The 21786-nt window shown below is 72.4% G+C and carries 24 protein-coding genes; 15 read left to right on the top strand and 9 right to left on the bottom strand.

The annotated features are described in order from the left end of the window. The first annotated feature begins 8 nt into the window (after nt 1-8). From HF526_RS21575 to HF526_RS21540, 8 genes are all read left to right on the top strand, one after another. The gene (locus tag HF526_RS21575; RefSeq protein WP_169383370.1) at nt 9-749 is read left to right on the top strand and encodes a histidine phosphatase family protein; all 741 of its coding nucleotides are present in this window, start codon (nt 9-11) and stop codon (nt 747-749) included. A gap of 121 nt (nt 750-870) precedes the next feature. Then, nucleotides 871-1011: a hypothetical protein gene (locus HF526_RS21570; RefSeq protein ID WP_169383369.1), complete on the top strand. Its 141-nt coding sequence runs from the start codon at nt 871-873 to the stop codon at nt 1009-1011. Between the two features lie 197 nt (nt 1012-1208). Continuing rightward, nucleotides 1209-2618 carry a Rieske 2Fe-2S domain-containing protein gene (locus tag HF526_RS21565; protein WP_169383368.1) on the top strand — a complete coding sequence of 470 codons (1410 nt, stop codon included), beginning with the start codon at nt 1209-1211 and terminating at the stop codon, nt 2616-2618. Further along, nucleotides 2615-3226: a 3-phenylpropionate/cinnamic acid dioxygenase subunit beta gene (locus HF526_RS21560; RefSeq protein WP_169383367.1), complete on the top strand. Its 612-nt coding sequence runs from the start codon at nt 2615-2617 to the stop codon at nt 3224-3226. The genes HF526_RS21565 and HF526_RS21560 overlap by 4 nt, the downstream gene beginning before the upstream one ends. After that, on the top strand, nt 3223-3543 hold the full coding sequence (locus tag HF526_RS21555) for a hypothetical protein (RefSeq protein WP_169383366.1): 321 nt from the start codon (nt 3223-3225) through the stop codon (nt 3541-3543). The genes HF526_RS21560 and HF526_RS21555 overlap by 4 nt, the downstream gene beginning before the upstream one ends. Continuing rightward, nucleotides 3543-4325 (top strand): 3-(cis-5,6-dihydroxycyclohexa-1,3-dien-1-yl)propanoate dehydrogenase, encoded by a 783-nt coding sequence (hcaB, locus tag HF526_RS21550; protein ID WP_169383365.1) that lies wholly within the window; start codon nt 3543-3545, stop codon nt 4323-4325. Before HF526_RS21555 ends, hcaB begins: the two co-directional genes overlap by 1 nt. A 69-nt stretch (nt 4326-4394) precedes the next feature. Next, nucleotides 4395-4592: a ferredoxin gene (locus HF526_RS21545; RefSeq protein WP_169383364.1), complete on the top strand. Its 198-nt coding sequence runs from the start codon at nt 4395-4397 to the stop codon at nt 4590-4592. Beyond that, on the top strand, nt 4589-5821 hold the full coding sequence (locus HF526_RS21540) for an FAD-dependent oxidoreductase (protein ID WP_169383363.1): 1233 nt from the start codon (nt 4589-4591) through the stop codon (nt 5819-5821). Before HF526_RS21545 ends, HF526_RS21540 begins: the two co-directional genes overlap by 4 nt. Before the next feature lie 17 nt (nt 5822-5838). Here the strand turns inward: HF526_RS21540 and HF526_RS37025 are convergent, their stop codons facing one another. The 7 genes from HF526_RS37025 to HF526_RS21505 are packed head-to-tail and all read right to left on the bottom strand — an operon-like array spanning nt 5839 to nt 12061. Further along, nucleotides 5839-6639 carry an IclR family transcriptional regulator domain-containing protein gene (locus HF526_RS37025; RefSeq protein WP_169383362.1) on the bottom strand — a complete coding sequence of 267 codons (801 nt, stop codon included), beginning with the start codon at nt 6637-6639 and terminating at the stop codon, nt 5839-5841. Nucleotides 6640-6661: 22 nt separating this feature from the next. Beyond that, a complete protein-coding gene (gene phtC / locus HF526_RS21530) occupies nt 6662-7375 on the bottom strand; it encodes a 3,4-dihydroxyphthalate decarboxylase (protein WP_338051647.1) in 714 nt (237 codons plus the stop codon). A 43-nt stretch (nt 7376-7418) separates the two neighbouring features. Beyond that, nucleotides 7419-8216 carry an ABC transporter ATP-binding protein gene (locus HF526_RS21525; protein ID WP_169383360.1) on the bottom strand — a complete coding sequence of 266 codons (798 nt, stop codon included), beginning with the start codon at nt 8214-8216 and terminating at the stop codon, nt 7419-7421. Then, on the bottom strand, nt 8213-9043 hold the full coding sequence (locus tag HF526_RS21520) for an ABC transporter ATP-binding protein (protein ID WP_169383359.1): 831 nt from the start codon (nt 9041-9043) through the stop codon (nt 8213-8215). The genes HF526_RS21525 and HF526_RS21520 overlap by 4 nt, the downstream gene beginning before the upstream one ends. Then, nucleotides 9040-10071: a branched-chain amino acid ABC transporter permease gene (locus HF526_RS21515; RefSeq protein ID WP_169383358.1), complete on the bottom strand. Its 1032-nt coding sequence runs from the start codon at nt 10069-10071 to the stop codon at nt 9040-9042. The genes HF526_RS21520 and HF526_RS21515 overlap by 4 nt, the downstream gene beginning before the upstream one ends. Then, entirely contained in the window at nt 10068-10952 is an 885-nt protein-coding gene (locus tag HF526_RS21510) for an ABC transporter permease subunit (RefSeq protein ID WP_169383357.1), read from the bottom strand. Before HF526_RS21510 ends, HF526_RS21515 begins: the two co-directional genes overlap by 4 nt. Next, nucleotides 10949-12061 (bottom strand): ABC transporter substrate-binding protein, encoded by a 1113-nt coding sequence (locus tag HF526_RS21505; RefSeq protein ID WP_169383356.1) that lies wholly within the window; start codon nt 12059-12061, stop codon nt 10949-10951. The genes HF526_RS21510 and HF526_RS21505 overlap by 4 nt, the downstream gene beginning before the upstream one ends. A gap of 318 nt (nt 12062-12379) precedes the next feature. Here HF526_RS21505 and HF526_RS21500 point away from each other — a divergent pair, with 318 nt between their 5' ends. Further along, the gene (locus HF526_RS21500) at nt 12380-12637 is read left to right on the top strand and encodes a DUF4332 domain-containing protein (protein ID WP_169383355.1); all 258 of its coding nucleotides are present in this window, start codon (nt 12380-12382) and stop codon (nt 12635-12637) included. A 30-nt stretch (nt 12638-12667) separates the two neighbouring features. On the opposite strand, the gene HF526_RS21495 is transcribed toward HF526_RS21500, so the two are convergent. Next, entirely contained in the window at nt 12668-13714 is a 1047-nt protein-coding gene (locus tag HF526_RS21495) for an alpha/beta fold hydrolase (RefSeq protein ID WP_169383354.1), read from the bottom strand. Between the two features lie 201 nt (nt 13715-13915). Next, nucleotides 13916-14521 (bottom strand): TetR-type transcription factor C-terminal domain-containing protein, encoded by a 606-nt coding sequence (locus HF526_RS21490; protein ID WP_169383353.1) that lies wholly within the window; start codon nt 14519-14521, stop codon nt 13916-13918. A 181-nt stretch (nt 14522-14702) separates the two neighbouring features. On the opposite strand from HF526_RS21490, the gene HF526_RS21485 reads away from it, so the two are divergent. From HF526_RS21485 to HF526_RS21460, 6 genes are all read left to right on the top strand, one after another. Further along, entirely contained in the window at nt 14703-15068 is a 366-nt protein-coding gene (locus HF526_RS21485) for a DUF485 domain-containing protein (RefSeq protein ID WP_169383352.1), read from the top strand. After that, nucleotides 15065-16621 (top strand): sodium:solute symporter family transporter, encoded by a 1557-nt coding sequence (locus HF526_RS21480; protein WP_169383351.1) that lies wholly within the window; start codon nt 15065-15067, stop codon nt 16619-16621. The genes HF526_RS21485 and HF526_RS21480 overlap by 4 nt, the downstream gene beginning before the upstream one ends. Before the next feature lie 121 nt (nt 16622-16742). Continuing rightward, entirely contained in the window at nt 16743-18314 is a 1572-nt protein-coding gene (locus HF526_RS21475) for an AMP-binding protein (RefSeq protein ID WP_169383350.1), read from the top strand. A gap of 87 nt (nt 18315-18401) precedes the next feature. Next, nucleotides 18402-19010 carry an SRPBCC family protein gene (locus HF526_RS21470; RefSeq protein ID WP_169383349.1) on the top strand — a complete coding sequence of 203 codons (609 nt, stop codon included), beginning with the start codon at nt 18402-18404 and terminating at the stop codon, nt 19008-19010. A 53-nt stretch (nt 19011-19063) separates the two neighbouring features. After that, nucleotides 19064-20473 carry an aldehyde dehydrogenase family protein gene (locus HF526_RS21465; protein WP_169383348.1) on the top strand — a complete coding sequence of 470 codons (1410 nt, stop codon included), beginning with the start codon at nt 19064-19066 and terminating at the stop codon, nt 20471-20473. After that, entirely contained in the window at nt 20470-21624 is a 1155-nt protein-coding gene (locus HF526_RS21460; protein WP_169383347.1) for a Zn-dependent alcohol dehydrogenase, read from the top strand. The genes HF526_RS21465 and HF526_RS21460 overlap by 4 nt, the downstream gene beginning before the upstream one ends. Nucleotides 21625-21786 lie beyond the last annotated feature (162 nt).

Here is a 21786-nt window from a genome sequence, read left to right as displayed (position 1 = left end):
ACTGAGCCATGCGACGGAATGGTCCCGCCGCCCTGTGGCTCGTCCGGCACGCCGAGAGCACGGGCAACGTCGCTCGGGAGGTGGCCGAACGTGGCGGCTTCGAGCTGCTCGACCTCGCCGAGCGTGACGCGGACGTACCGCTCACCGATCGAGGACGCCGGCAGGCGCGCGACCTCGGGAAATGGCTGGCCGGACTGCCCGCCGAGCAGCGCCCGACGGTTGCGGTGTCCTCGTCGTACCGGCGGGCCCTGGACACCGCGCACGAGGCGTTGGCGGCGCTGGGGGCGGTGCCGCTGCACGCGGACGAGCGGCTGCGTGACCGGGAGCTGGGCGTCTTCGACCTGCACACCAAGGCCGGCATCGAGGCCCGGCACCCGCAGGAGGCCGTCCGCCGCCGGCGGCTGGGGAAGTTCTACTTCCGGCCGCTCGGCGGGGAGTCGTGGGCCGATGTCGTGCTGCGGCTGCGCTCGGTGCTCGGCGAGGTGAGCCTCGACCTCCCGGGGGAGCGGGTCGTCTGCTTCACCCACGAAGCACCGATCCTGCTGACCCGCTACATCGTCGAGGAGCTCTCCGAGGGCGAGCTCATGACGATCGCCCGCTCGACCAGACTGGCCCACTGTTCGCTGACCATGTACGAGCGCGGCCCGGACGGGGGCCTGCGACTCGTCGCTTTCAACGCCACCGGGATGCTCCACGAGCGCGGTGCCACATCCAGGGTGGAACCCGATGTCCGAGCGTCATCAGCCTGACCGCCGGATCCCGACCCCCGCCGCCCTCCGCAGCTGGCCGTTGCCGGTTCCGGGGACGGCGACAAGAAGACGCGCGGCACCGCGCGCTCGCCCTCTCGGCCCCGAGACGGACAAGGGCTCCGTGTCCGGTGACGCCGTCGACTTCCTCACCGACCTGCTGGGCTCGGCCCCGGCGGTCCTGATCGGGCCCGGCCTGTTCGGGCTCCTGGCCCGCGAACTCCTCGACGAGGCACCTCTCGTACTCGCGGAACTGCAGCCCTGATCCCGGCCCCGGCTGCCCGCCGCACGTCGTCTGCGGCCGTTCACGCTCTCGGGCGCAGTAGCCGGTCACACACGGTCAACCACTTGACGGTGTGCGGTGTGTCGGCAATGCTCTCTCGCAAGAGGAAATCCTCTCTGCTGAACAGAAAAGCCGTAGCGCGGTACGGCCCAACGGTCGCCGCAGGGGTGGAGCCAGCGATGACGGACCAGTCCGGAGTGCTCGACGACGTGCGCCGAGGCATGATCCCGGCGCACATCTACAACGACGCGGAGATCTTCCGGCTCGAGAGGGAGCGTCTGTTCAGCCGGAGCTGGCTGTTCGTGGCGCACGAGTCCGAGGTGGCGCAACCGGGGGACTACGTGGTCCGCCGGGTGCTCGAGGACTCCTTCATCATCGCCCGTGACGAGCACGGCGAGGTGCGGGCGATGTTCAACATGTGCCTGCACCGCGGGATGCAGGTCTGTCGTGCGGAGATGGGCAACGCGTCGCACTTCCGCTGCCCCTACCACGGCTGGTCCTACCGCAACGACGGCCGGATCGTCGGGCTGCCCTTTCACAAGGATGCCTACGGCGGCGAGGACGGCTTCAAGCGCAAGGGCCAGACGCTGCTGCCGGCCCCGGCGCTGGCCAGCTACAACGGACTGATCTTCATCAGCATGGACCCGGACGCCCCGCCGCTGGAGGAGTTCCTCGGCGACTTCCGGTTCTATCTGGACTACTACACCAAGCAGAGCCCCAGCGGGATCGAGCTGCGCGGCCCGCAGCGCTGGCGGGTAAAGGCCAACTGGAAGATCGGCGCCGAGAACTTCGCCGGCGACATGTACCACACGCCGCAGACCCACACCTCCGTCGTGGAGATCGGCCTGTTCCGCGAGCCGAAGGCCGAGAAGCGCAAGGACGGCGCGACCTACTGGGCGGGCAACGGCGGGGGCACGACCTACAAGCTGCCGCCGGGAACGCTGGAGGAGCGGCTGCGCTACGTCGGCTACCCCGACGAGATGGTCGAGCGGATGAAGCAGAACCTCTCGCCCGAGCAGCTGCGGGTGGTCGGCGAGGACGGCTTCATGATCTCCGCGGCGTCGGTCTTCCCGAACCTGTCGCTCGTGCACAACTGGCCGCGGGTCGCCGACTCCGACGAGGTGCTGCCGTTCATCTCGATCCGGCAGTGGCAGCCGATCAGCGAGGACGAGACCGAGGTGCTGTCCTGGTTCGCCGTGGACGCCGAGGCGCCCGAGGAGTTCAAGCGGCTGTCCTACAAGGCGTACCTGATGTGCTTCGGCAGCACCGGCATGTTCGAGCAGGACGACGTCGAGAACTGGGTGTCGCTGACGAACACCGCCGCCGGGACGATGGCGCGCCGGCTGCTGCTGAACAGCCGGATGGGCCTGCTGGAGGACGGGACCGAGGTCTCGCCGCAGCTGACTCCCGAGCAGTTCGCCGGGCCGGGTGTCGCGCACGTCGGATACAGCGAGTTCAACCAGCGCGAGTTGCTCAACCGGTGGGCCGACCATCTCGAGCGACCGCCTGGTGACGCCGCCCGGCTGCAGGTCGGCCAGGCCCCGGCCGACGCCCGGCCGGCCGCGGTCAACGGGGCGGTGTCGTCATGAGCGCCTCCACCTCGAGCACGGCCGATCCCGCCGCCGGCACGCACTCCTCGCGGTCGCCGCTGGGCGGGCACGCGCCGACGCTGCAGCGCGTCGGCCGCTCGCTGCCCTTCGACGACCCGCGGCACCTGCTCGCGCACCGCTGGCTGGTGGACGAGACCTACCTGCTCGACGCGCAGGACTACCGCGCCTGGCTCGACCTGCTCACCGACGACATCCACTACCTGATGCCGGTCCGGGTCACCACGGCCCTGGGGTCGGGCTTCGACACCGCGCCGGGAATGGCGCACTTCGACGAGGACAAGTACTCGCTGGACCGGCGGGTGGCCCGCTTCGCCACCGAGCACGCCTGGACCGAGGACCCGCCGTCGCGGATGCGCCACCACCTGTCCAACGTGCGGACCTTCGCCACCGAGGAACCGGACCACCTGATCGCCGACTCGGCGGTGCTGCTGTTCCGCAACCGGGGTGACGTCCGCGAGTCGGCGCTGGTGTCCGCGGGGCGGGAGGACCTGCTTCGCCGCGTCGGGGACACCTGGCAGCTCGCCCGGCGCACCATCCTGGTCGACGAGTCGGTGCTGCGGATGCAGAACCTGGCGGTGTTCCTGTGAACCCCGGGCGCCCCGGCCTCACCTGGGAGGGTGAGCAGGAGGACCGGGAGGCGGCGCGGCGCGCCGCGGCCCGGCGTGCGGAGCTGGCCGCACACGCGGTCGGGGAGCCGATCGTGCTCGGCAACGAGTTCGCCGAGATCCGGGTCAGCCGGGTCGAGACCCGCAACGGTTCGCGGCTGCTGATCGAGTCGCCGCGCTCGGGGCAGTGGGTTGCGCTGTGCCCGCTGGAGCTGGAGGCGCTGACCTGGCAGGGCCCGGCGACGTTCTCCGCGATGATCGGCAGCCCGTTCGGGCCCCTGGTCGGGGAGGAGGACTGATGCCCGGCTGGCTGGAGGGCCGCCGCGCCCTGATCGTGGGCGCCGGCTCGGGAATCGGCCGGGCGGTGGTGGACGCCTTCCGCGCCGAGGGCGCCCGGGTGGCCGCCCTGGAACGCGACCCGGACAAGTGCGCGGCGCTGACCGCGGACTGCGCGGACGTTCCGGTGGTCACCGGGGACGCGACGACGCGGCAGGCCAACGAGCAGGCGGTCGCGGCAGCCGTCGACGCCTTCGGCGGGCTGGACGTGCTGGTCAACTGCGTCGGGATCTTCGACTTCTACCAGGGCATCGAGGCGCTCGACGCCGACCGGCTCGACGACGCGTTCGACGAGATGTTCCGGGTCAACGTGAAGAGCCACCTGCACGGGGTGAAGGCCGCGCTGCCGGTCCTGCGCGCGTCGCGCGGCACCATCCTGCTCACCGAGTCGACCTCGGCCTACTACCCCGGCCGCGGCGGCGTGCTGTACGTGTCGTCCAAGTTCGCCGTGCGCGGGCTGGTCACTGCGCTGGCGCACGAGCTGGCGCCGGAGATCCGGGTCAACGGGGTGGCGCCGGGCGGCACCCTGAACACGGATCTGCGCGGACTGAACAGCCTGGGGCTGAACGACCGCCGGCTCGACGACACCCCGGGCCGGGCGGCCGAGCTCGCCGGCCGGGTCCCGCTCGGCGTCGCCCTGTCCGGCGCCGACCACGCGTGGAGCTACGTCTTCCTCGCCTCCGAACGGTCCCGCGGGATCACCGGCGGCGTCGTGCACCCCGACGGCGGAATCGGCGTCAAATAGCCCTGTGCGCGGCAAGCGGTGCTCTGCCACCACCTACCGCGCACGGGCCACTCACGAAAGGTGGTCGTCATGCCCGTCGTCAAGGCCGACCTCGAAGCGTGCCAGGGCTACGCCAACTGCGTCGTCGGGGCCGACGACGTGTTCGACATCGACGACGACGGTGTCGTCGTCCTGCTGCGCACCGAGATCGACGAGGCCGACCGGCCCCGGGTGGAGGAGGCCGCGCGCAGCTGCCCGGTCTCGGCGCTGGTGGTCGAGGACGCGTGAGCGGCCCGACCACGCTCGTCGTCGGGTCCTCCATCGGCGGCGTCCGGACCGCGCAGGCGCTGCGCGCCGCGGGCTACGCCGGTGAGGTGGTGCTGATCGGCGAGGAGCAGCGCCTGCCCTACGACAAGCCGCCGCTGTCGAAGGCCGTGCTCGCCGGCGCCGAGGCCGGCATCGCGCTGCTCACCGACGACGCGGCCCGGGAGGCGGGCCTCCGGCTGCTGCTCGGTCGCCGCGCGGAGCGGCTCGATGTGGCCGCGAGCGAACTCGAGCTCGACGGCGGTGAGCGTCTCGGGTTCGACGACCTCGTGGTGGCCACGGGGGCGAGCGCCCGTCCCGCACCCTGGGGCACCGGGCCCGGCGTGCACGTCCTGCGCACCCTGGACGACGCCTGCGCGGTGCGCGAGGACCTGCTCGCCGGCGGGCACCTCGTGGTGGTGGGCGGTGGCTTCGTCGGTGCCGAGGTGGCGGCGACCGCCCGTACGCTCGGTCTGCAGGTGTCCATGGTGGATCCCGTCGAGGTCCCGATGTCGCGGCTGCTGGGGATCGAGGTCGGGCGGATCATCACGGGGCTGCACGAGCGGCACGGCGTCGCCACATACTTCGGGGCCGGGGTCGCCGACATCGCCGGCGAGCGCGGGGCGCTGCGGGTCACGCTGACCGATGGCCGGGTGATCGAGGCGTCGACGGTCGTCGTCGGCATCGGCGCCACCCCGAACGACGGCTGGCTCGCATCCTCCGGGCTGCTGGTCGAGGACGGGCTGGTGTGCGACGAGCACTGCCGCGCGCTCGACGAACCGCGCGTGCACGCGGTCGGTGACGTCGCCCGCTGGTGGCACCCGCGGCACGGCGCGCGGGTGCGGGTGGAGCACTGGACCAACGCTGTCGAGCAGGCCGCGCTGGTGGCGCACAACATCGTGCACCCCGACGACCTGCGCGCGTACGCGCCGGTGGAGTACGTGTGGAGCGACCAGTACGACTGGAAGATCCAGATCGCCGGGCGGACCGGAACCGCGCACCACGAGATCATCGGCGACCCGACGACGGATCCCCGGTTCGCCGTGCTCTACACCGACGCCGGGGACTCGGCGCTGTCCGGGCTGGTCACCGTCAACTGGCCGCGGGCGCTGGTCGCCGGCCGCAAGGCCCTCGCCGCCGGTGCCGGGCTCGCCGAGCTGCGGTCGAGGCTGCACGAGCAGCCCCGGCGGCGGCGCCCGGCCCCGCCACCCTGAGCGGCACCCATCACCGGTCAGCCGTGCAGCAGCGGCGCGGCCTCGTCCACGACGGCGCGCAGTGCCGCCCCGATCGCACGCTGGTCGGCCGCCGACATCCGGCTCGCCGGCACCGCGGCGTTGAACGCGATCCGCGCCGGCGTCCCGCGGTACGGGAAGGCGACGGCGACCGAGGAGACCCCGCTCTCGCTCTCCTCGGTGCTCGTCGCGTAGCCGCGGCGGCGCACCGTGGCGAGCTGCTCCTCCAGCTGGGAGCGGCTGCGGATGCTGCGCTCGGTGAGCCCCTCGAGCTCCTCCTCCGGATACAGGGTGTGCAGCTCGTCCGGGGTGAGCTGGGCGAGCATCGCCTTGCCGGTCGAGGTGGCGTGGGCGGGTATGGACAGCCCGAGGCGCGAGGCCACCCGGACGGCACGGGGACTCTCCACCGCGTCGATGAACCGCACCATGGCGCCGTCGAGCAGTCCGAGGTGCACCGTCTCGGCCAGCTCGGTGTTGAGCCTCTCCAGATAGGGCCGCAGCACGCTCCGGAAATCGAACCGCTGCATGATCGAGAACGCCACCCCGGTCAGCGCCGTGCCGGGACCGTAGGCCTTCGTGCGTTCGTTCTGCCGCACGAACCCGCGGTACTGCAGCATGGCGAGCAGCCGGTGCGCGGTCGACGAGGCGACCCCCAGGTACTCGCTCACCTCGGTCAGGCGCAGCTCGCTGCGTTCGCCGAGCAGGAGCAGCACCTTGAGCGCATTGTCGACCGACTCGATGGGGTACTGCGGGACCCGCGCTCCCGCGGCGCCGTGTAAGGCCGCAGAGGATTTCTTCACAGCAGAAGCCTAGCCGCGGCGCTCACACCGGTGCGGTCCCGCCGAGCCGGGCGAGCTCGTGGCGCCACGCCGTGGCCTCGTTGAACCCGCTGCCCAGGTCCGGCAGCTCGGCCATGTCCTCGGCGGGCAGATCCACCAGGGTGCCGCCCGCGCCGACCACGGCCAGCGACATCCGGGCGATGGTGTCCACGCTGATCGCGCGCAGCACGGCCTGGGCCGGTGAGTCGCCGGCCGCCGTGAGGCCGTGTCCGCGCAGCACCACCACGGGCCGGTCGGCCATCGCGGCGGTCATCTCCTTCGCCAGCCGCCGGTCGCGCACCAGCACGCCGCGCGGATAGACCGGGACCCCACCCTCGGCGAGCCGCGCGCCGGGGATGTCGAACGCCCCGACGACGGGGCGGATCCGGATCCCGGCGAGATCGGCCGCGACCACCGCCGGCGGGTGGGCGTGCACCACGGTGCCGACCTCGGGCCGCGCGCGCAGCACCTCGGTGTGCAGCGGCAGCTCGTTGGGCGGGCGGTACCCACCGGTGAGGTCGCCCTCGCCGTCGAGGTTCACCAACCGGATGTCGGCGTACTCGGTGAACGCCAGCCCCCGCTCGCGCGGCCCCCGGCACCGGATCAGCAGGTGGTCGGCGTCGATGCGGACGCTGATGTGGCCCAGGATGCCGTCGGCGAGCCCGCGGGCGGCCAGGACCCGGCAGGCGGCGGCGATGTCGTGGCGGAGTGCGTCCACGTCGGTCACGGTGTCCTCAGCATTCTGTGCGGTCGGCCGGGGGTCAGGAGGGCAGCAGCGGGCCGCGCAGGACGGCCGGGAGTTCGGCCGGGGTGCCCGCGTACCCGGCGTCGTCCGACGCCGGCGGCGCCGACGAGCCGAGGTAGTGCCGGCTCACCTCGTCGTCGGCCAGCAGCGCGGCGGCCTCGTCGTCGCGGACGATCTCACCGTTCTGGACGACGACGCCGCGGTGCGCGACCCGCAGTGTCGCGGCGGCGTTCTGCTCCGCGAGCAGGACGGTCACCCCGTCGTCGGCCAGCCGGCGCACCGTCGTCAGGATCTCGGTGACCAGCCGGGGCGCGAGCCCGAGGGAGGGCTCGTCGAGCAGCAGCACGCTGGGCCGCCGGACGAGCGCCCGGGCGATCGCGACCATCTGCTGCTGGCCGCCCGAGAGCAGTCCCGATCGGCGTCCGAGGGCGTCGTGCAGGGCCGGGAACAGGCCGCACGCCTCCTCGATGCGGGCGTTCGCCTCGGCACCGCGGACGCCGGTGCCGTGCAGGCCCATCCGCAGGTTCTCCGCGACCGTGAGCTCGGTGAACAGCTGGCGGCCCTCGGGCACCAGGCACACCCCGCGCCGGGCCAGCCGATGCGCCGGGGCGCCGGTGATGTCCGCGCCGTCCAGCTCGACCCGGCCACCGGCGGGACGGTGCAGACCGGCGACGGTGCGCAGCAGGCTGGTCTTGCCCGCGCCGTTCGCCCCGATCAGGGCGGTGGCGCGACCGGTCTCGGCCCGCAGGGACACCCCGCGCAGCGCGCGGACCGCGCCGTAGCGGACGTCGAGGTTGGCGATGCTCAGTGTCATGAGTCCTCCTGGCCGCGCTCGTCGGGCTGGCCGAGGTAGGCCGCCAGCACGGCTGGGTCGGCGCGCACCGCCGCGGGTGGCCCGTCGGCGACGACCGCGCCGGCATCCAGTACCAGGACGTCGTCGCTGATCGACATCACCATCTCGACGTCGTGTTCGATCAGCACGATCGCGGTGCCCGCCCGGGAGACCGCGCGCAGCACGGCGGCCAGTTCCCGGGTCTCGGTACCGTCGAGACCGGCGGCCGGCTCGTCGAGCAGCAGCAGCTTCGGGGCGCCGGCGAGCGCCCGTCCGACCTCGAGCAGGCGCTGCACCCCGGTCGGGAGATCCGATCCCGGGGTGGCGGCGAACCGCCGCAGCTCCAGGAAGTCGAGGACGGCGTCGGCGCGTTCGGCGAGGGCCCGCTGCTCGCGCCGGGACCGGGGCAGCCGCAGGCCGTCGGCGAGGAACCCGGAGCGGGTCAGGTGATGGGCCCCGAGCATGACGTTCTCCCGGGCGGACAGCCGGGGGACGAGCCGCGCGGACTGGAAGGTGCGCATCAGGCCGATCCCGGGCAGCCGGTGCGGCGCGAGCGCCAGGACGTCCTGCCCGAGGAAGGTCACGCTGCCCTCGTCGGGCCGGGTGAAGCCGGTGATCAGGTCCAGCAGGGTGGTCTTGCCGGCCCCGTTCGGGCCGATCACGGCGCGGACGGTGTCCGGGCGCACGGTCAGATCGACGTGGTCGACGGCGGTCAGCCCGCCGAAGCGCCGCGTCAGGCCGGTGACCTGCAGGATCGGTTCCGGGCCGGTGGCCGGTGGGGTCGGCTGGACGTGCGTGGCGGCCGTCATCGGTTCCTCCCCCGGTCGAGCGCGCGCCGGGTGAGTGCCCGCAGCCCGCCCCACAGCCCCTCGGGCAGGTAGGTCAGCACCAGGATCAGGACGATGCCGGCGACGAGGGGCTGCCAGAGCGCGAAGGACTGCCCGACGAGCGGCAGCCCCTGCAGCAGCAGCACGCCCAGCAGCGGCCCGACCACCGACCGGACGCCACCGAGGGACAGCATGACCACGATGGACAGCGCGACGGTCACGTTGATCACGTCGGGGGAGATGAACCGCAGGTAGTAGGCGTACAGGCTGCCGGCGAGCGAGGCGAAGACGGCGGAGACCACGAACGCGCCGGTCCGGTAGCGGGCCGCGTCGATGCCGAGCATCGCGGCGGCCTGCGGGTCGTGGGCCACCGCGGCCAGCGCCCGGCCGGTCTGGCTGTTGCGCAGGTTCGTGGTGAACACCGCACCGAGCGTGCACAGCACCAGCAGCACCATGTAGTTGGCCTCGTCGGAGAAGACCACCCAGCTGCCGAAGTTCAGGCTGGGTACCCCGACGAGGCCGGACGGACCGCCGGTGACCGCGCCCCACCCGGTGGTGGTGGCCTGGGTGACGACGGCGAGCCCCAGGGTGGCCAGGGCGAGGTAGTAGCCACGCAGCCGCAGGAACGCCCGCCCCAGTACGGCGGCGACGAGGGCGGCGAGCACCGCGGGGGCGATGGCCGCGAGCCAGGTCGGCCAGCCCGCGCGCACCGTGAGCAGGCCCGCGCCGTAGCCGCCGATGGCCATGAACAGCGTCTGGCCCAGGCTGACCTGGCCGGCCTGGCCGGTGAGCACGTCGAGACCGAGGACCACGAGCAGGAAGATCTGGACGATCACCAGCAGCTCGGTCCACCCCGGGGTGAGCCAGGGCAGCGCGATCAACAGTGCCGCCGCCGCGACGGTGAGACCGATGCGCCGCCGGCCGCGGCCGGGTGTGCCCGACGCGGTCGGCGCGACCTCGTCCGGGCGGACGGCGCCGGGGCGGGCGCGGGTGGTGTCTGCGGTGCTCATCGGCGGACCTCCGCGGTGCGGCCCAGCAGCCCGGCGGGCCGGACGAGCAGCAGGGCGATGAGCAGTCCGATGGCGGCGACCTCGGCGAGCGACGCGCCGGTGAAGCGGGCGAAGACGCCCTCGGCGACGCCGAGCAGCAGTCCGCCGAGCACGGCTCCGGTGACGCTGCCGAGCCCACCGACCACCGCCGCGACGAACCCGGAGACCGCATAGGAGGTGGCGGTGTCGAACTGCAGGAACGTGATCGGGATGACGGCGGCGCCGGCGAGGGCGGCCATCGCCCCGGAGAGGCTGAACGCGATCAGCCGGATCCGGTCGACGTCCACACCCACCAGTTGGGCCGCATCGGGTTTCGACGCGGTGGCCCGCATCGTCAGGCCGAGCTCGGTCCGGTTCAGCAGCAGCGTCAGGCCGACGACGGCGACGGCCAGCGCACCGAGGATCCACAGCTGCTGGCGCTGCACGGCCACGCCGAGGACGTCCAGCGGCGCGCCGGGCGTGAACGGCTGGCCGGTGTAGGGCAGGTTCCCCCACACCAGCAGCAGCACGCCGCCGACCGCCTGCAGCACGCCGACGGTGACCAGCAGCATCCGCTCCGGGGTCGCCCGCCGGGACGCCGGCAGGATCACCAGCCGGTCCACCACCGCCAACCCGGCCGCGAAGATCGCGACGACCACGGCGAGGGTGACCAGTGGGTTCATCCCCGCCTGCTGCAGGGACGCGGCGAGCAGCGCGGCCAGCACGACGAACCCGCCCTGCGCCAGGTTGATCACCCGGGTGATCGAGTAGACCAGGGACATGCCGACGGCGATGAGCGCGTAGACGCAGCCGTCGACCAGCCCGCCGAGCAACACCTGCAGAGTTGCCTGCACCGCGCTCACCTCCTCTTCTCGGGGACGAAGCCGCCGCCGTGCACCCGGACCATCGCGACGTCGTCGAGGCTCAGCCCGCGGTGGTCGCCGGGGCTGAAGTTGTAGGTCCCGACCACGCCGACGACCCCGGTGCGCCGCTCCAGGGTCTCCTTGAGCGTGGTCGGCTCGCCGGAGCCGTGCGCCAGCGCGTCGGCCAGCACGAGTACCGCGTCGTAGGCCACGCCGGGACCGAAGTCGGGCCGGCTGCCGAATCGGGCCTCGAAGTCGCGGTGGTAGGCCTCCTCCAGTTCGCGCGCGGGCGCGGGCCGGTCCGACTGCTGCCACCAGAAGTCCTGGGTGGCGGGGATCAGCAGCGTCTGCGGCGTGTAGTCGGCGACGCGGCGCAGGAACGCGTAGGTGAGGTTGCCGTCGGTGGTGGCCACCGGCAACTGGACGCTCAGCTGCGAAATGCCCTTCAGGGCGACGGCCGCCGCGGCGCCGGTGCTCCACACGATCAATGCCTGGGGCCGCGCGGCGAGCAGCGCCTGGAGCTGGGACGTCACCGAGACCGCACCGGGTTCGAACGTCGCGGCGCCGACGACCTGCGTCCCGGGCATCGCGGCGGCCGCCTTCTGCAGCGACGCCGCACCCTCCTGGCCGCTCGCGTCGGTACTGTTCAGGATCGCGACCCGGGTGATCCCCTCGGCCCGCCAGTGCTCCAGGGCCCGGCGGATGAGGTCCGATGTCGCGACGCTGGCCGACCACACGTGGCCGTTCGGCTTCGGCTTGATGCCGGGGGACAGGCAGTAGACGACCGTGCGGCTGCTCTCGGCCAGCGGGGTGACCGCGTTGCACGTCGAGGAGACCGACGGTCCCACGACGGCGTCGACGTTCCCGATCATGCGGCGGGCCTGCAGGACGGCCTGCACCGGTGTGCTCTGGTCGTCGGCCACGACGAGCTGGATCCGGCGACCGTTGATCCCGCCGCGGGCGTTGATCGTGTCGGCCGCAAGTTGCGCGCCCTGCAGCTCGCCCAGGCCCAGTTGGCTCGCCGCTCCCGTCTGGCTCGTGATGACGCCCAGGCGATAGACCGACTCGTCTGCCGCGGCCGCCGAGCAGCCGGATGCGCCCAGGGCCAACGCCGCGACGACGGCGGCCAGAACCGGTGCCGAGCGAGCCCTGCCGGCCCGCCTGCCAGGCCCGGGACCGGCGTCCGCCGGTGGTCCGCAGCGAATCCCCATCGACCGCCCCTTTTCTGCTCAGCAGATAACGCGTCTGCACAGTAGGAGGTCGGTCACGGACGGTCAAGGGTGCCGGCCCCGCACGCGCCGGTGCGATCAGGCCGTGATCAGCCCGGCCGGCGCCTGACATCGCGGGACCTTCGACCTTCCCGACCCCTCCGGGGCTCGGCCATGCTGGGACGTTCCGACGGGGACACAACGGACGGGAGAGGCGTCATGGCCGAATCAACCGGGCCGACGTCGTCAGGTGGACACCACGGCCACGTACCGAACGATCTGGCGAACCTCAAGGGCATCGGCCCCCGGTACGCGGACGTGCTGAAGAGCATCGGCGTGGACTCGATCAAGGAGTTGCGGCACCGCAACGCGGCCCATCTCAAGGAGATGATCGAGGCCAGGCACGGCCAGGTGGTCGGCCTGTCGGAGAAGGAGTGCCAGACCTGGATCGACGAGGCGAAGGCCTTCAGCCTGTAGACCCGCCCGGCGAGGGCGCGCCCGCGGCGGTCAGGTGACCTCCTCCTTCAGCAGGTCGCCGATGCAGGCGTCGATCTGTTCCCGGTCCGACGCGGTCATGCAGAACATCGCGAAGTGGGCCCACAGGCTGTCGACGATGCGGAACGTGCTGTTCGGGATCAATCTCTGCTCGGCCTCGCAGTCGCCCGGCGGGAAGAACATGTCGTGTGCGAAGGGCACGACGTAGGTCCTGGCCGTGATGCGGCCGAGGGCTGCCGCCAGGTCGCCGCCGGTGTGCCGGCTGACATCACCGTGGCGCCACTTCCAGCCCATCCAGATCAGGTTGTTCGGATCCATCGGGAGGAAGTAGGCCTCCCAGAACCGCTTCACGAAATCCTCCACCGAAGTGAACCCGACCCCGCGCCACGCCTCCGCGCTGTAGAACTCCGGGCACAGGCCCATGACCGACCAGATCTGGGCATGCCGGCGCAGCCCGACGTGCACGTCGCTGGAGTCCCGGTAGAAACCGTCGTTCCACGCCGGATCGGACTTCAGCGCGTCTTCGTGTGCCCGGACGAAAAGGTAGTCGTGCGGCGTGGTCTTGGCGGTGCCGGCGAACGGAAGTGCCCGCTTGACCATGTCGGGGAAGCGCACGGCCCATTCATACGTCTGTTCGGCACCCATCGACCAGCCGAGCACCAGTTCGAGTCGTTCGATCCGGTAACGCTCCGATACCAGTCGATGCTGGGCGCGCACGTCGTCGCCGATGGTGACGTTCGGGAAGGCGCCGCCGTCGAACGGGGGCGGGGTATTGCTGGGCGAGGACGAGAAGCCGTTCGCGAACTGTCCCGGCAGGATGATGAAGTATCTGCTCGGATCGAGCGGCCGGCCCTGGCCGATGAAGATCTCCATCGCCTTCGGCGTGCCCGACCACATGTGCGGGAACAGGATGGCGTTGTCCCGGCCCTCGTTCAGCGAGCCGTGCGTCTTGTAGGCGATTCGCGCGTTCGGGAGCGTGATCCCGCTCTCCAGTTCGACATCGCCGAGTTCGAAGAACTCGTGGGGTCCGTGCGTCTCCTCGGAGTAGTAGTCGCTCACGGGAGGGCCTCCCTCGTCACGCTCGTGGAGCTTGATCGAAGAGCGGCTCCGCTTCGGGGCGGCCTGTCTGCTTCGTCGGCAATGATCGGCTCGGGCGAGCTGGGAGTTCTCCCGCGACGGCCACCGGCGAGATGAGCCGTTCACCGAAAGGGTCCCAGAAGGGGATCGCCAGGGGAAGAACGTGGCGCCGCGCGAACGGCGTCAGACCTGCACGCCCACGATCTGCAGGGCGAACCCGGTGTACTGCTCGGCCACGCCCTCGGCCGGCAGCGGGCCGCCGTCGCGGAACCAGCGCGCGATGCTGACGCACATCTCGAGGATCGCGAAGGAGGCGAGTGCGGGGGAGTCGACGGTGAAGGCGCCGGACTCGACGCCGTCCGAGATCAGGGCGCGGAAGGCGCGCTCGTGCTCGCGGCGCCGGGCGCGCAGGGCGGACAGCACCGGCTCCTCGAGGCTGGCCGTGTCCCGGTTGACGACCAGTGCCTCCCGGCGATGGGTGGCGTGGCGCAGCGCGTAGACCCGGGTGGCGCGCCGGAGCCGCTCCACCGGGTCGTCCACTCCGGCGACGGCGGCCTCGAAGTCGTCCATGACGCCGTCGAGGGTCTGGCGGATGATCGTCTGCAGCAGCTCCTGCTTGGAGCGCATGTGGTTGTACAGGCTGGGCGTGCGGATGCCCAGCACCTCGGCGATCTGGCTGAGCGCGGTCCCGTGGTAGCCCCGCTGCGCGAAGAGGGTCAGGGCGGTGTCCAGCACCGCGCTCCCGCTGACCGCCTGCCGGGGTTCGTTGCTCGTTCCTACCGGTGGCACGCGGCCACCTCGCTCGACTGCATCGGCCCACCCTGGTGGCTGCGGCCCGCGGGCCGCGAACGATCGCGCTCCAGATCACAGCTGCGGCCGGGCCGGGGCCGCGTGGATAACCGGACGGAAACCACTCTTGTGGTACGAACGAGCGTTAGCTAGCGTCGTGCTCCCACAGAGGAGGTACTCGATGATGAGTCAGCAGGACCCGCCGCCAGGCGGCGGGGAGGTGTCGCCGGACTGGCGCGCCGTGCACGCGTCCGTCCCGTTCCAGGAGCTCGTGACGCGCCGGGGAAGCTTCGTCCGCGCGGCGGCCACCGCCGTGCTGGGCTGGTTCGCGGTCTTCCTGCTCGTCGTCGGCGCTGCTCCCGACCTCGCCGGACAGGTCGTGGTGGCGGGGATGACGGTCGGCTTCCTGCTCGGCCTGAGCCAGTTTCTCCTCGCCTGGTTCCTGACCTGGCGCTACCTCAGGCTGTCGGCCACGGTGTTCTCCGGGCTGGAGGCCGCGGCGCTCGCAGCCGCGACCCCGGCGGTGACCGGCGAGGTCCACGCGTGAACGCCACCCGGCTCATCGCCTTCGCGCTCCTCGTGGGCATCACGCTGGCCGTCACCGTGTGGGCGTCGCGGCGGACCCGCTCGGCGAGTGAGTTCTTCGCGGCCGGCCGCTCGATCTCCGGGCCGCAGAACGGCCTGGCCATCGCCGGTGACCTGATGTCCGCCGCGACCTTCCTCGGCTTCACCGGGATGATGTACCTCTCCGGCTTCGACGGCTGGATCATGCCGTCGGTCACGCTCGTCGCCTTCGTGCTCATCCTGCTGCTGTTCGCCGAGCGGATGCGCAACGCGGGTCGCTACACCGTCGCCGACGTGCTGTCCTTCCGGCTCAGCGAGCGCCCGGTCCGCGCGGCCACCGCGTCGGCGACCATGCTGGTCGCGGTCATCTACCTGGTGGCCCAGCTCGTCGGCGCGGGCGTGCTCATCCGGGCCCTGACCGGCCTGAACTTCGTTCCGGCAGTGATCGTCACGGGCATTGCGATGCTGGCCTACGTCGTGTTCGGCGGGATGCTCGCCACCACCTGGGTGCAGATCATCAAGGCCGTCCTGCTGATGGTCGCCGGACTCGCGCTCTCCCTCGGTGTCCTGATCAAGACGGGGTTCAACCTCGGCACCCTGTTCAGCACCGCCGCGGCCAACCACCCCGCGGGCGACGCCTACCTCGCCCCGGGCGGGTCCGGGCGGTCCTTCCTCGACACCGTGTCGGTGGCGCTGGCCTTCGCGATCGGCACCGCGGCGCTGCCGCACATCCTCATCCGGTTCTTCACCGTCCCCGACGCGAAGCAGGCCCGCAGCTCCGCGGGCTGGGCGACCGCGCTGATCGGCGCGTTCTTCGTGATGACCGCGATCATCGGCTTCGGTGCCCGGGCCGTGCTGCCGGCGGAGGCCGGCGAGCAGGTCGGCAAGAGCGGCAACCTGGCCGCCCCGCTGCTCGCCGAGTTCCTCGGCGGCGGCGCCGGGACGTTCGGTGGCGACGTGTTCACCGCGTTCGTCTCCGCGGTCGCGTTTGCCACGATCCTGGCCGTGGTCGCCGGGCTGGTGCTCTCCGCGTCCGGTGCGGTCGCCCACGACCTGTGGGCCAACGTCGTGCGGCGCGGACGGGACGACGTGAACGAGACGAAGGTCGCCCGGATCGCGGCGGCGGGTATCGGCGCGGTGGCCATCGTCATCACGCTGGCGGCCGGGCCCGGGTTCAACGTCGCGTTCCTGGTCGGGCTCGCGCTGTCGGTCGCGGCCGGGGCCAACTTCCCGGCGCTGCTGCTCGCCATGACGTGGAAGCGGTTCACCACCACGGGAGCGATCGCCGGCATCACCGCCGGGTTGGCCACCTCGGTGGTGCTCATCGTGCTGAGCCCCTCGGTCTGGCCGGGCGGTGCGGAGTCGGCGCCGTACCAGATCGAGTACCCCACGCTCGTCGCGCTGCCCGTTGGCTTCCTGGCCTGCTGGATCGGCAGCCTGCTGTCCTCGGAGAAGGGCGCGGAGCGCTCCTTCGAGGAGTTGCAGGTGCGCTCGCAGACCGGGTTGGGCTCCGAGGGGGCCGTTGCGGTGCACTGACCGCTCCCCGAACGCGCCTCCGGTGCCGGTGCGATGTCGCGGCGGCACCGGAGGTGAACCAGCTTTTCGACCTTGATCGACCTGTTCGACGCTGATCGACCCTAATTGACGAGGAGGCGCGGTGCTGCGCACGGAATTGATCCGGACGGTGCCGGAGCTGCTGGCGGATCACGCACGACGGCGCCCGGAGAAGGTCGCGTTCGTCGACGACCATCGCGCGGTCACCTACGGCGACCTCGTCGGCACGACCGCCCGGCTGGCCGGGCATCTGCAGGACCTGGGGCTCGAGCAGGGCGACCGGGCCCTGATCTACATGGACAACCGGGTGGAGACCGCCGAGGCCTACCTGGCCATCCCGCGGGCCGGCGGCATCGCGGTCTGCGCGAACCCGCAGGCCGCGACGGCCGAGGTGGCGCACATCCTCGACGACAGCGGCTCCCGGATCGTGATCACCGACGCCGCGCACCTGGACGTGGTGCGCGGCCTGGTCGCCGAGCGCGACGGCGTGCTGGCGGTCGTCGTGGCAGGCGAGCTGCCGGACGGCTTCCCGGACGGCTCCGGACTCTCCTACGCCGAGCTGCTGACCCGCGAGTCCCCGGCCCCGCGGGACTGCCTCGGGCTCGACGACACGGCGTGGATGCTCTACACGTCCGGGACCACCGGCCGGCCGAAGGGCGTGTACCTGACCCAGCGCGGCTGCTTCTGGGTGGTCGCCGCGTGCTGGGCGCCGATCGCCGGCCTCGGCCCGGACGACGTCGTGCTCTCCCCGCTGCCGTTGTTCCACTCCTACGCGCTCGTGCTGTGCGTCCTCGGGATCGCCGCGGTCGGCGCGACCGAGCGCATCCTGCCCCGGTTCTCGGTGCAGGACGTGCTCGCGCGGCTGCGCAGCGGCGGGCCCGAGGGCGACGTCACCGTGTTCCCCGGCGTGCCGACGATGTTCCACTACCTGCTCGACCGCGCGGGGGCGGACGGCCTGGGCGCGAAGCGGCTGCGGATGTGCGTCTCGGCGGGGGCGATCATGCCGGCCGCGTTGAACGAGGGCTTCGAGAAGGCGTTCGCGGTACCGCTGCTCGACGGCTACGGCATCACCGAGACCTCGACCATGGTGACCATGAACTGGCCCACCGGGACCCGGGTGATGGGTTCGTGCGGGCTTGCGCTGCCGGGCCTTACCGTGCGGCTGGTGGACCCGGACACCGGGCGTGACGTGCCCCCCGGTGAGGAGGGCGAGCTGTGGGTGCAGGGCCCGAACGTGACGCCGGGCTATCACAACCTGCCGGAGGCGACGGCCGCGGTGCTGGTCGACGGCTGGTACCGCACCGGTGACCTGGCCCGCCGTGACGAGCACGGTTACCTGCGGATCAGTGGCCGGACCAAGGAGCTGATCATCCGTGGCGGGGAGAACATCTACCCGGCCGAGGTGGAGGACGCGTTGCTGGCCAGCGAGTCGGTGGGCGATGCCGCGGTGGTCGGGGCGCCGCACGACCAGCTCGGCGAGGTCCCGGTGGCGTTCGTCGTCGCGCGCCGGCCCGGCGAGCTGGACGCCGAGCAGGTGCTGGCGGTGTGCCGGGAGCGGCTGTCGTACTTCAAGGTGCCCGCGGAAGTGATCGAGATCGACACCATCCCGCGGACCGGCTCGGGCAAGATCCTGCGCTTCCGGTTGCAGCAGCAGCTGGCAGGCAGGTCCGTGTGACGTACTGGCCCATCGCCACCCGTAGCGGTGGGCACAGTGCTGCGCTACGGTGACTAATGAGCGCTAGTTAGCGGAGAGGGCAGGGTCGTGGAACTGATCAGCACCGTCACGGTCGACGCGCCGGTCGACCGCACCTGGGCGGCCGTCACGGACCTGCGGCAGGTCGTGTCGTACCTGCCGGACGCACGCCGAGTGCCACAGCACGGTCCTCACGACCATGATCAAACAACCGTGGCGTGGCACTCACCGCTGTGCCGCGACGACGTGACGGCGCGGATCGTCGAGCGCGACGACGACGCGCACCGGATGGTGCTGCGCGTCGAGGGGGGCGTGTCGGCGACGGTCCGGGTGGCCCTGCAGCCACAGGGCACCGGTACCCGGATCGGCGTCGAGACCGGCCTCACCCCGGGTGGCGCGACCGCCCGGACCGGCCGCGGCGTGATCGCGGGCGCGGTCGCGAAGCTGGTCGGGCAGGCGGCGCAGCGACTCGAGGCCGCGCTGCGTGCCGCCGCCCCTCCGGCCGCCGGGGAGGCCGCCGCACCGCGCGAGCCCGCCGTCAGCGCGCCCGACCCGATCCCGGCCCGCGACGGCGCGGGCCTCCCGAGGGCGGTGCCGGTGATCGCTGCCCTGCTGGCCGTGCTGCTCGGCTGGCGGTTCGCCCGCCGCGCCGGCGGCGCCACCCGGCGACCGGCCTGATCTGCGGCCGCACCACGACGACCAACGACCGACGAGAAGAGAGGAGCGCGGAGATGGCCGACATCCTGCGTGAGCCGGCGCTGTACATCGACGGGCGCTGGGTGCCCGGCGGCGGGGACGACCTGGAGGTGGAGAACCCGGCGACCGAGGAGGTCACCGGTGTGATCACCCAGGCGTCGGAGTCCGATGTCGACGCCGCGGTGGCCGCCGCCCGGGCCGCCTTCCCGGCGTGGGCCGCCACCCCGGTCGCCGAGCGCGCCGCCGTGCTGCGCCGGATCCGCGACGTCATCGTCGAGCGGGCCGACCACTTCGCCGACCTCATCAACCGCGAGCAGGGATCGCCGCCCAAGGTGGCCCGCGCCCTGCACGTGGACACCCCGGTCGCCGTCCTCGACAAGACGATCGACGCGCTGGAGGCGTTCCCGTTCACCAGCGAGATCGGCAACTCGCTGATCCTGCGCCAGCCGGTGGGTGTGGTCGCCGCGATCACCCCGTGGAACCTGCCGCTGCACCAGGTCGTCGTGAAGGTCATCCCGGCGCTGGCCGCCGGCACCACCGTCGTGCTCAAGCCGGCCGGGCTCACCCCGCTGGCCGCGTTCGAGCTGGCCCGCGCGTTCGAGGCCGCCGGCCTGCCCAACGGCGTGTTCAACCTGGTCCCGGGCAGCGGCCGGGTGGTGGGCGACCTGCTCACCCGGCACCCCGGCGTCGACCAGGTGTCGTTCACCGGCTCCACCCCGGTCGGCCGGACCATCGCCGCCGCGGCGGCCGAGACCCTCAAGCGGGTCACCCTCGAGCTCGGCGGCAAGTCCGCGAGCGTGGTGCTCGCCGACGCCACCGACGAGCTGCTGGCCAAGGCGGTCAAGATCACTGTGGCCAACTGCTACCTCAACGGTGGCCAGACCTGCACCGCGCTGTCCCGGCTGATCGTGCCGGCGGACCGGCTCGAGCAGGTGGAGACCCTCGCGGCCGAGGCCGCGGCCAAGTACGTGCCCGGCTCGCGGCTGGGCCCGCTGATCTCCGCCGGGCAGCGCAAGGAGGTCGAGTCCTTCCTCGACCCGGCCGCCGCCGGCGCGGGGGCCACGACCGTCTTCGGCGGCGCCGAGCTCCCCGAGCGCGGCTACTACGTCAGCCCCACGGTGATCAGCCGGGTCGACCCGGACTCGCGGCTGGCCCAGGAGGAGGTCTTCGGGCCGGTGCTGTCGATCTTCGCCGCGCAGTCCGACGACGACGCGGTGGCGCTGGCCAACAACAGCATCTACGGCCTCGGCGGGGCCGTCTGGGGTGCCGACCAGGACGCCGCGCTCGCGGTGGCGGCGCGGATCGAGACCGGTCAGGTCGACGTCAACGGCGGGGCGTTCAACCCCGGCGCGCCGTTCGGCGGCTTCAAGCAGTCCGGCATCGGACGTGAGATCGGCGAGTACGGCATCGCCGACGTCCTCGAGATCAAGGCGGTGCAGCGATGACGGTTCAGGCGGAGAACTCGACGAGCGTGGCGATCGACGAGGCGGCCTACCCGCACGCGGTGCGCGCGGCGCTGCTGCGCGCGGTCGGCGAGCCGATGGCGGTGGAGACGATCCGGCTGCGCGCAGTCGGAGCGGGCGACGTCCGGGTCCGCATCGACGCCACCGGCGTGTGCCACTCCGACCTGTCGCTGGCCCGCGGGGTGCTGGCCCAGCCGCTGCCCGCGGTGCTCGGGCACGAGGCCTGCGGCACCGTCGTCGAGGTCGGCGAGGGCGTCACCGACATCGCCGAGGGGCAGCGCGTGATCCTGCTGTGGATCACCCCGTGCGGGGAGTGCTTCCACTGCGAGCACGGCGAGCCGCACTTGTGCGCCAACGGTTCCAGCCGCGCCGGCGAGCCCTACGCGGTCACCGAGCAGGGCGAGCCGGTCTACCCCGGGCTGACCGTCGGTTCCTTCGCCGAGCAGACCGTCGTCCCGCGCGGCGCGGTCATCGGAGTCCCGGACGACATCGACACCACCGACGCCGCGCTGCTGGGCTGCGCGGTGACCACCGGCGTCGGCGCGGTGACCCGCACCGCGGGTGTCACCGCGGGGTCGTCGGTGCTGGTGATCGGGCTCGGCGGGGTCGGGCTGTCGGTGCTGCAGGGCGCCAAGCTGGCCGGGGCGGGCACCGTCATCGCGGTGGACCGCAACCCGGACAAGGCCGATCTCGCGCTGGCCGCCGGCGCAACCCACTTCCTCGTCGCCGACGACGACACCAAGAAGGCCGTCCGCGGGCTGACCGAGAAGCGCGGCGCGGACTTCGTGTTCGACTGCGTCGGCTCGGCGCGCACGATCCGTGACATGTGGTCGATGGCCCGCCGCGGCGGCTCGTGCACCGTCGTCGGCATCGGCGGCAAGGACGACACCGTGTCGTTCAGCGCGCTGGAGCTGTTCCACTTCGCCCGCACCCTGCGCGGCTGCGTCGCCGGCTCGCTCGACGCCACCACGGACATGCCCGAGTTCTTCGAGTGGGTGCGTACCGGCAAGCTGGACCTGCGCCGGATGGTCACCGGCCACGGGCACCTGACCGACGTCGAGTCCGCGCTCGACGAGCTCGCAGCCGGCCGGGGCATCCGCACCGTCGTGACGCCGGGCGAGGCGTCCGCGTGAGCGACGCCGGCCACCCCGTCTTTCAGGCTCTCTAGGAGGAACACCGATGGATCTGCAGCTTGCCGGCACGGTCGTGCTGGTCACCGGGGCGGGGCAGGGTCTGGGCCGGGCGCTCGGGCTGGGTTTCGCCCGGGAGGGCGCGCACGTGGCGTTTCACTACAA

This window comes from Pseudonocardia acidicola (genome assembly GCF_012911935.1).
Classification (GTDB): Bacteria; Actinomycetota; Actinomycetes; order Mycobacteriales; family Pseudonocardiaceae; genus Pseudonocardia; species Pseudonocardia acidicola.
This window is presented reverse-complemented; position numbering and strand designations above follow the sequence as displayed.

What these genes read in the sequence shown, in the direction of transcription:
- HF526_RS21525 (WP_169383360.1), bottom strand. Translation starts at nt 8,216, where the DNA reads ATGACACTGAGCATCGCCAACCTCGACGTCCGCTACGGCGCGGTCCGC.
- HF526_RS21560 (WP_169383367.1), top strand. Translation starts at nt 2,615, where the DNA reads ATGAGCGCCTCCACCTCGAGCACGGCCGATCCCGCCGCCGGCACGCAC.
- HF526_RS21545 (WP_169383364.1), top strand. Translation starts at nt 4,395, where the DNA reads ATGCCCGTCGTCAAGGCCGACCTCGAAGCGTGCCAGGGCTACGCCAAC.
- HF526_RS21485 (WP_169383352.1), top strand. Translation starts at nt 14,703, where the DNA reads ATGATGAGTCAGCAGGACCCGCCGCCAGGCGGCGGGGAGGTGTCGCCG.
- HF526_RS21565 (WP_169383368.1), top strand. Translation starts at nt 1,209, where the DNA reads ATGACGGACCAGTCCGGAGTGCTCGACGACGTGCGCCGAGGCATGATC.
- hcaB (WP_169383365.1), top strand. Translation starts at nt 3,543, where the DNA reads ATGCCCGGCTGGCTGGAGGGCCGCCGCGCCCTGATCGTGGGCGCCGGC.
- HF526_RS21465 (WP_169383348.1), top strand. Translation starts at nt 19,064, where the DNA reads ATGGCCGACATCCTGCGTGAGCCGGCGCTGTACATCGACGGGCGCTGG.
- HF526_RS21520 (WP_169383359.1), bottom strand. Translation starts at nt 9,043, where the DNA reads ATGACGGCCGCCACGCACGTCCAGCCGACCCCACCGGCCACCGGCCCG.
- HF526_RS21575 (WP_169383370.1), top strand. Translation starts at nt 9, where the DNA reads ATGCGACGGAATGGTCCCGCCGCCCTGTGGCTCGTCCGGCACGCCGAG.
- HF526_RS21460 (WP_169383347.1), top strand. Translation starts at nt 20,470, where the DNA reads ATGACGGTTCAGGCGGAGAACTCGACGAGCGTGGCGATCGACGAGGCG.
- HF526_RS21500 (WP_169383355.1), top strand. Translation starts at nt 12,380, where the DNA reads ATGGCCGAATCAACCGGGCCGACGTCGTCAGGTGGACACCACGGCCAC.
- HF526_RS21515 (WP_169383358.1), bottom strand. Translation starts at nt 10,071, where the DNA reads ATGAGCACCGCAGACACCACCCGCGCCCGCCCCGGCGCCGTCCGCCCG.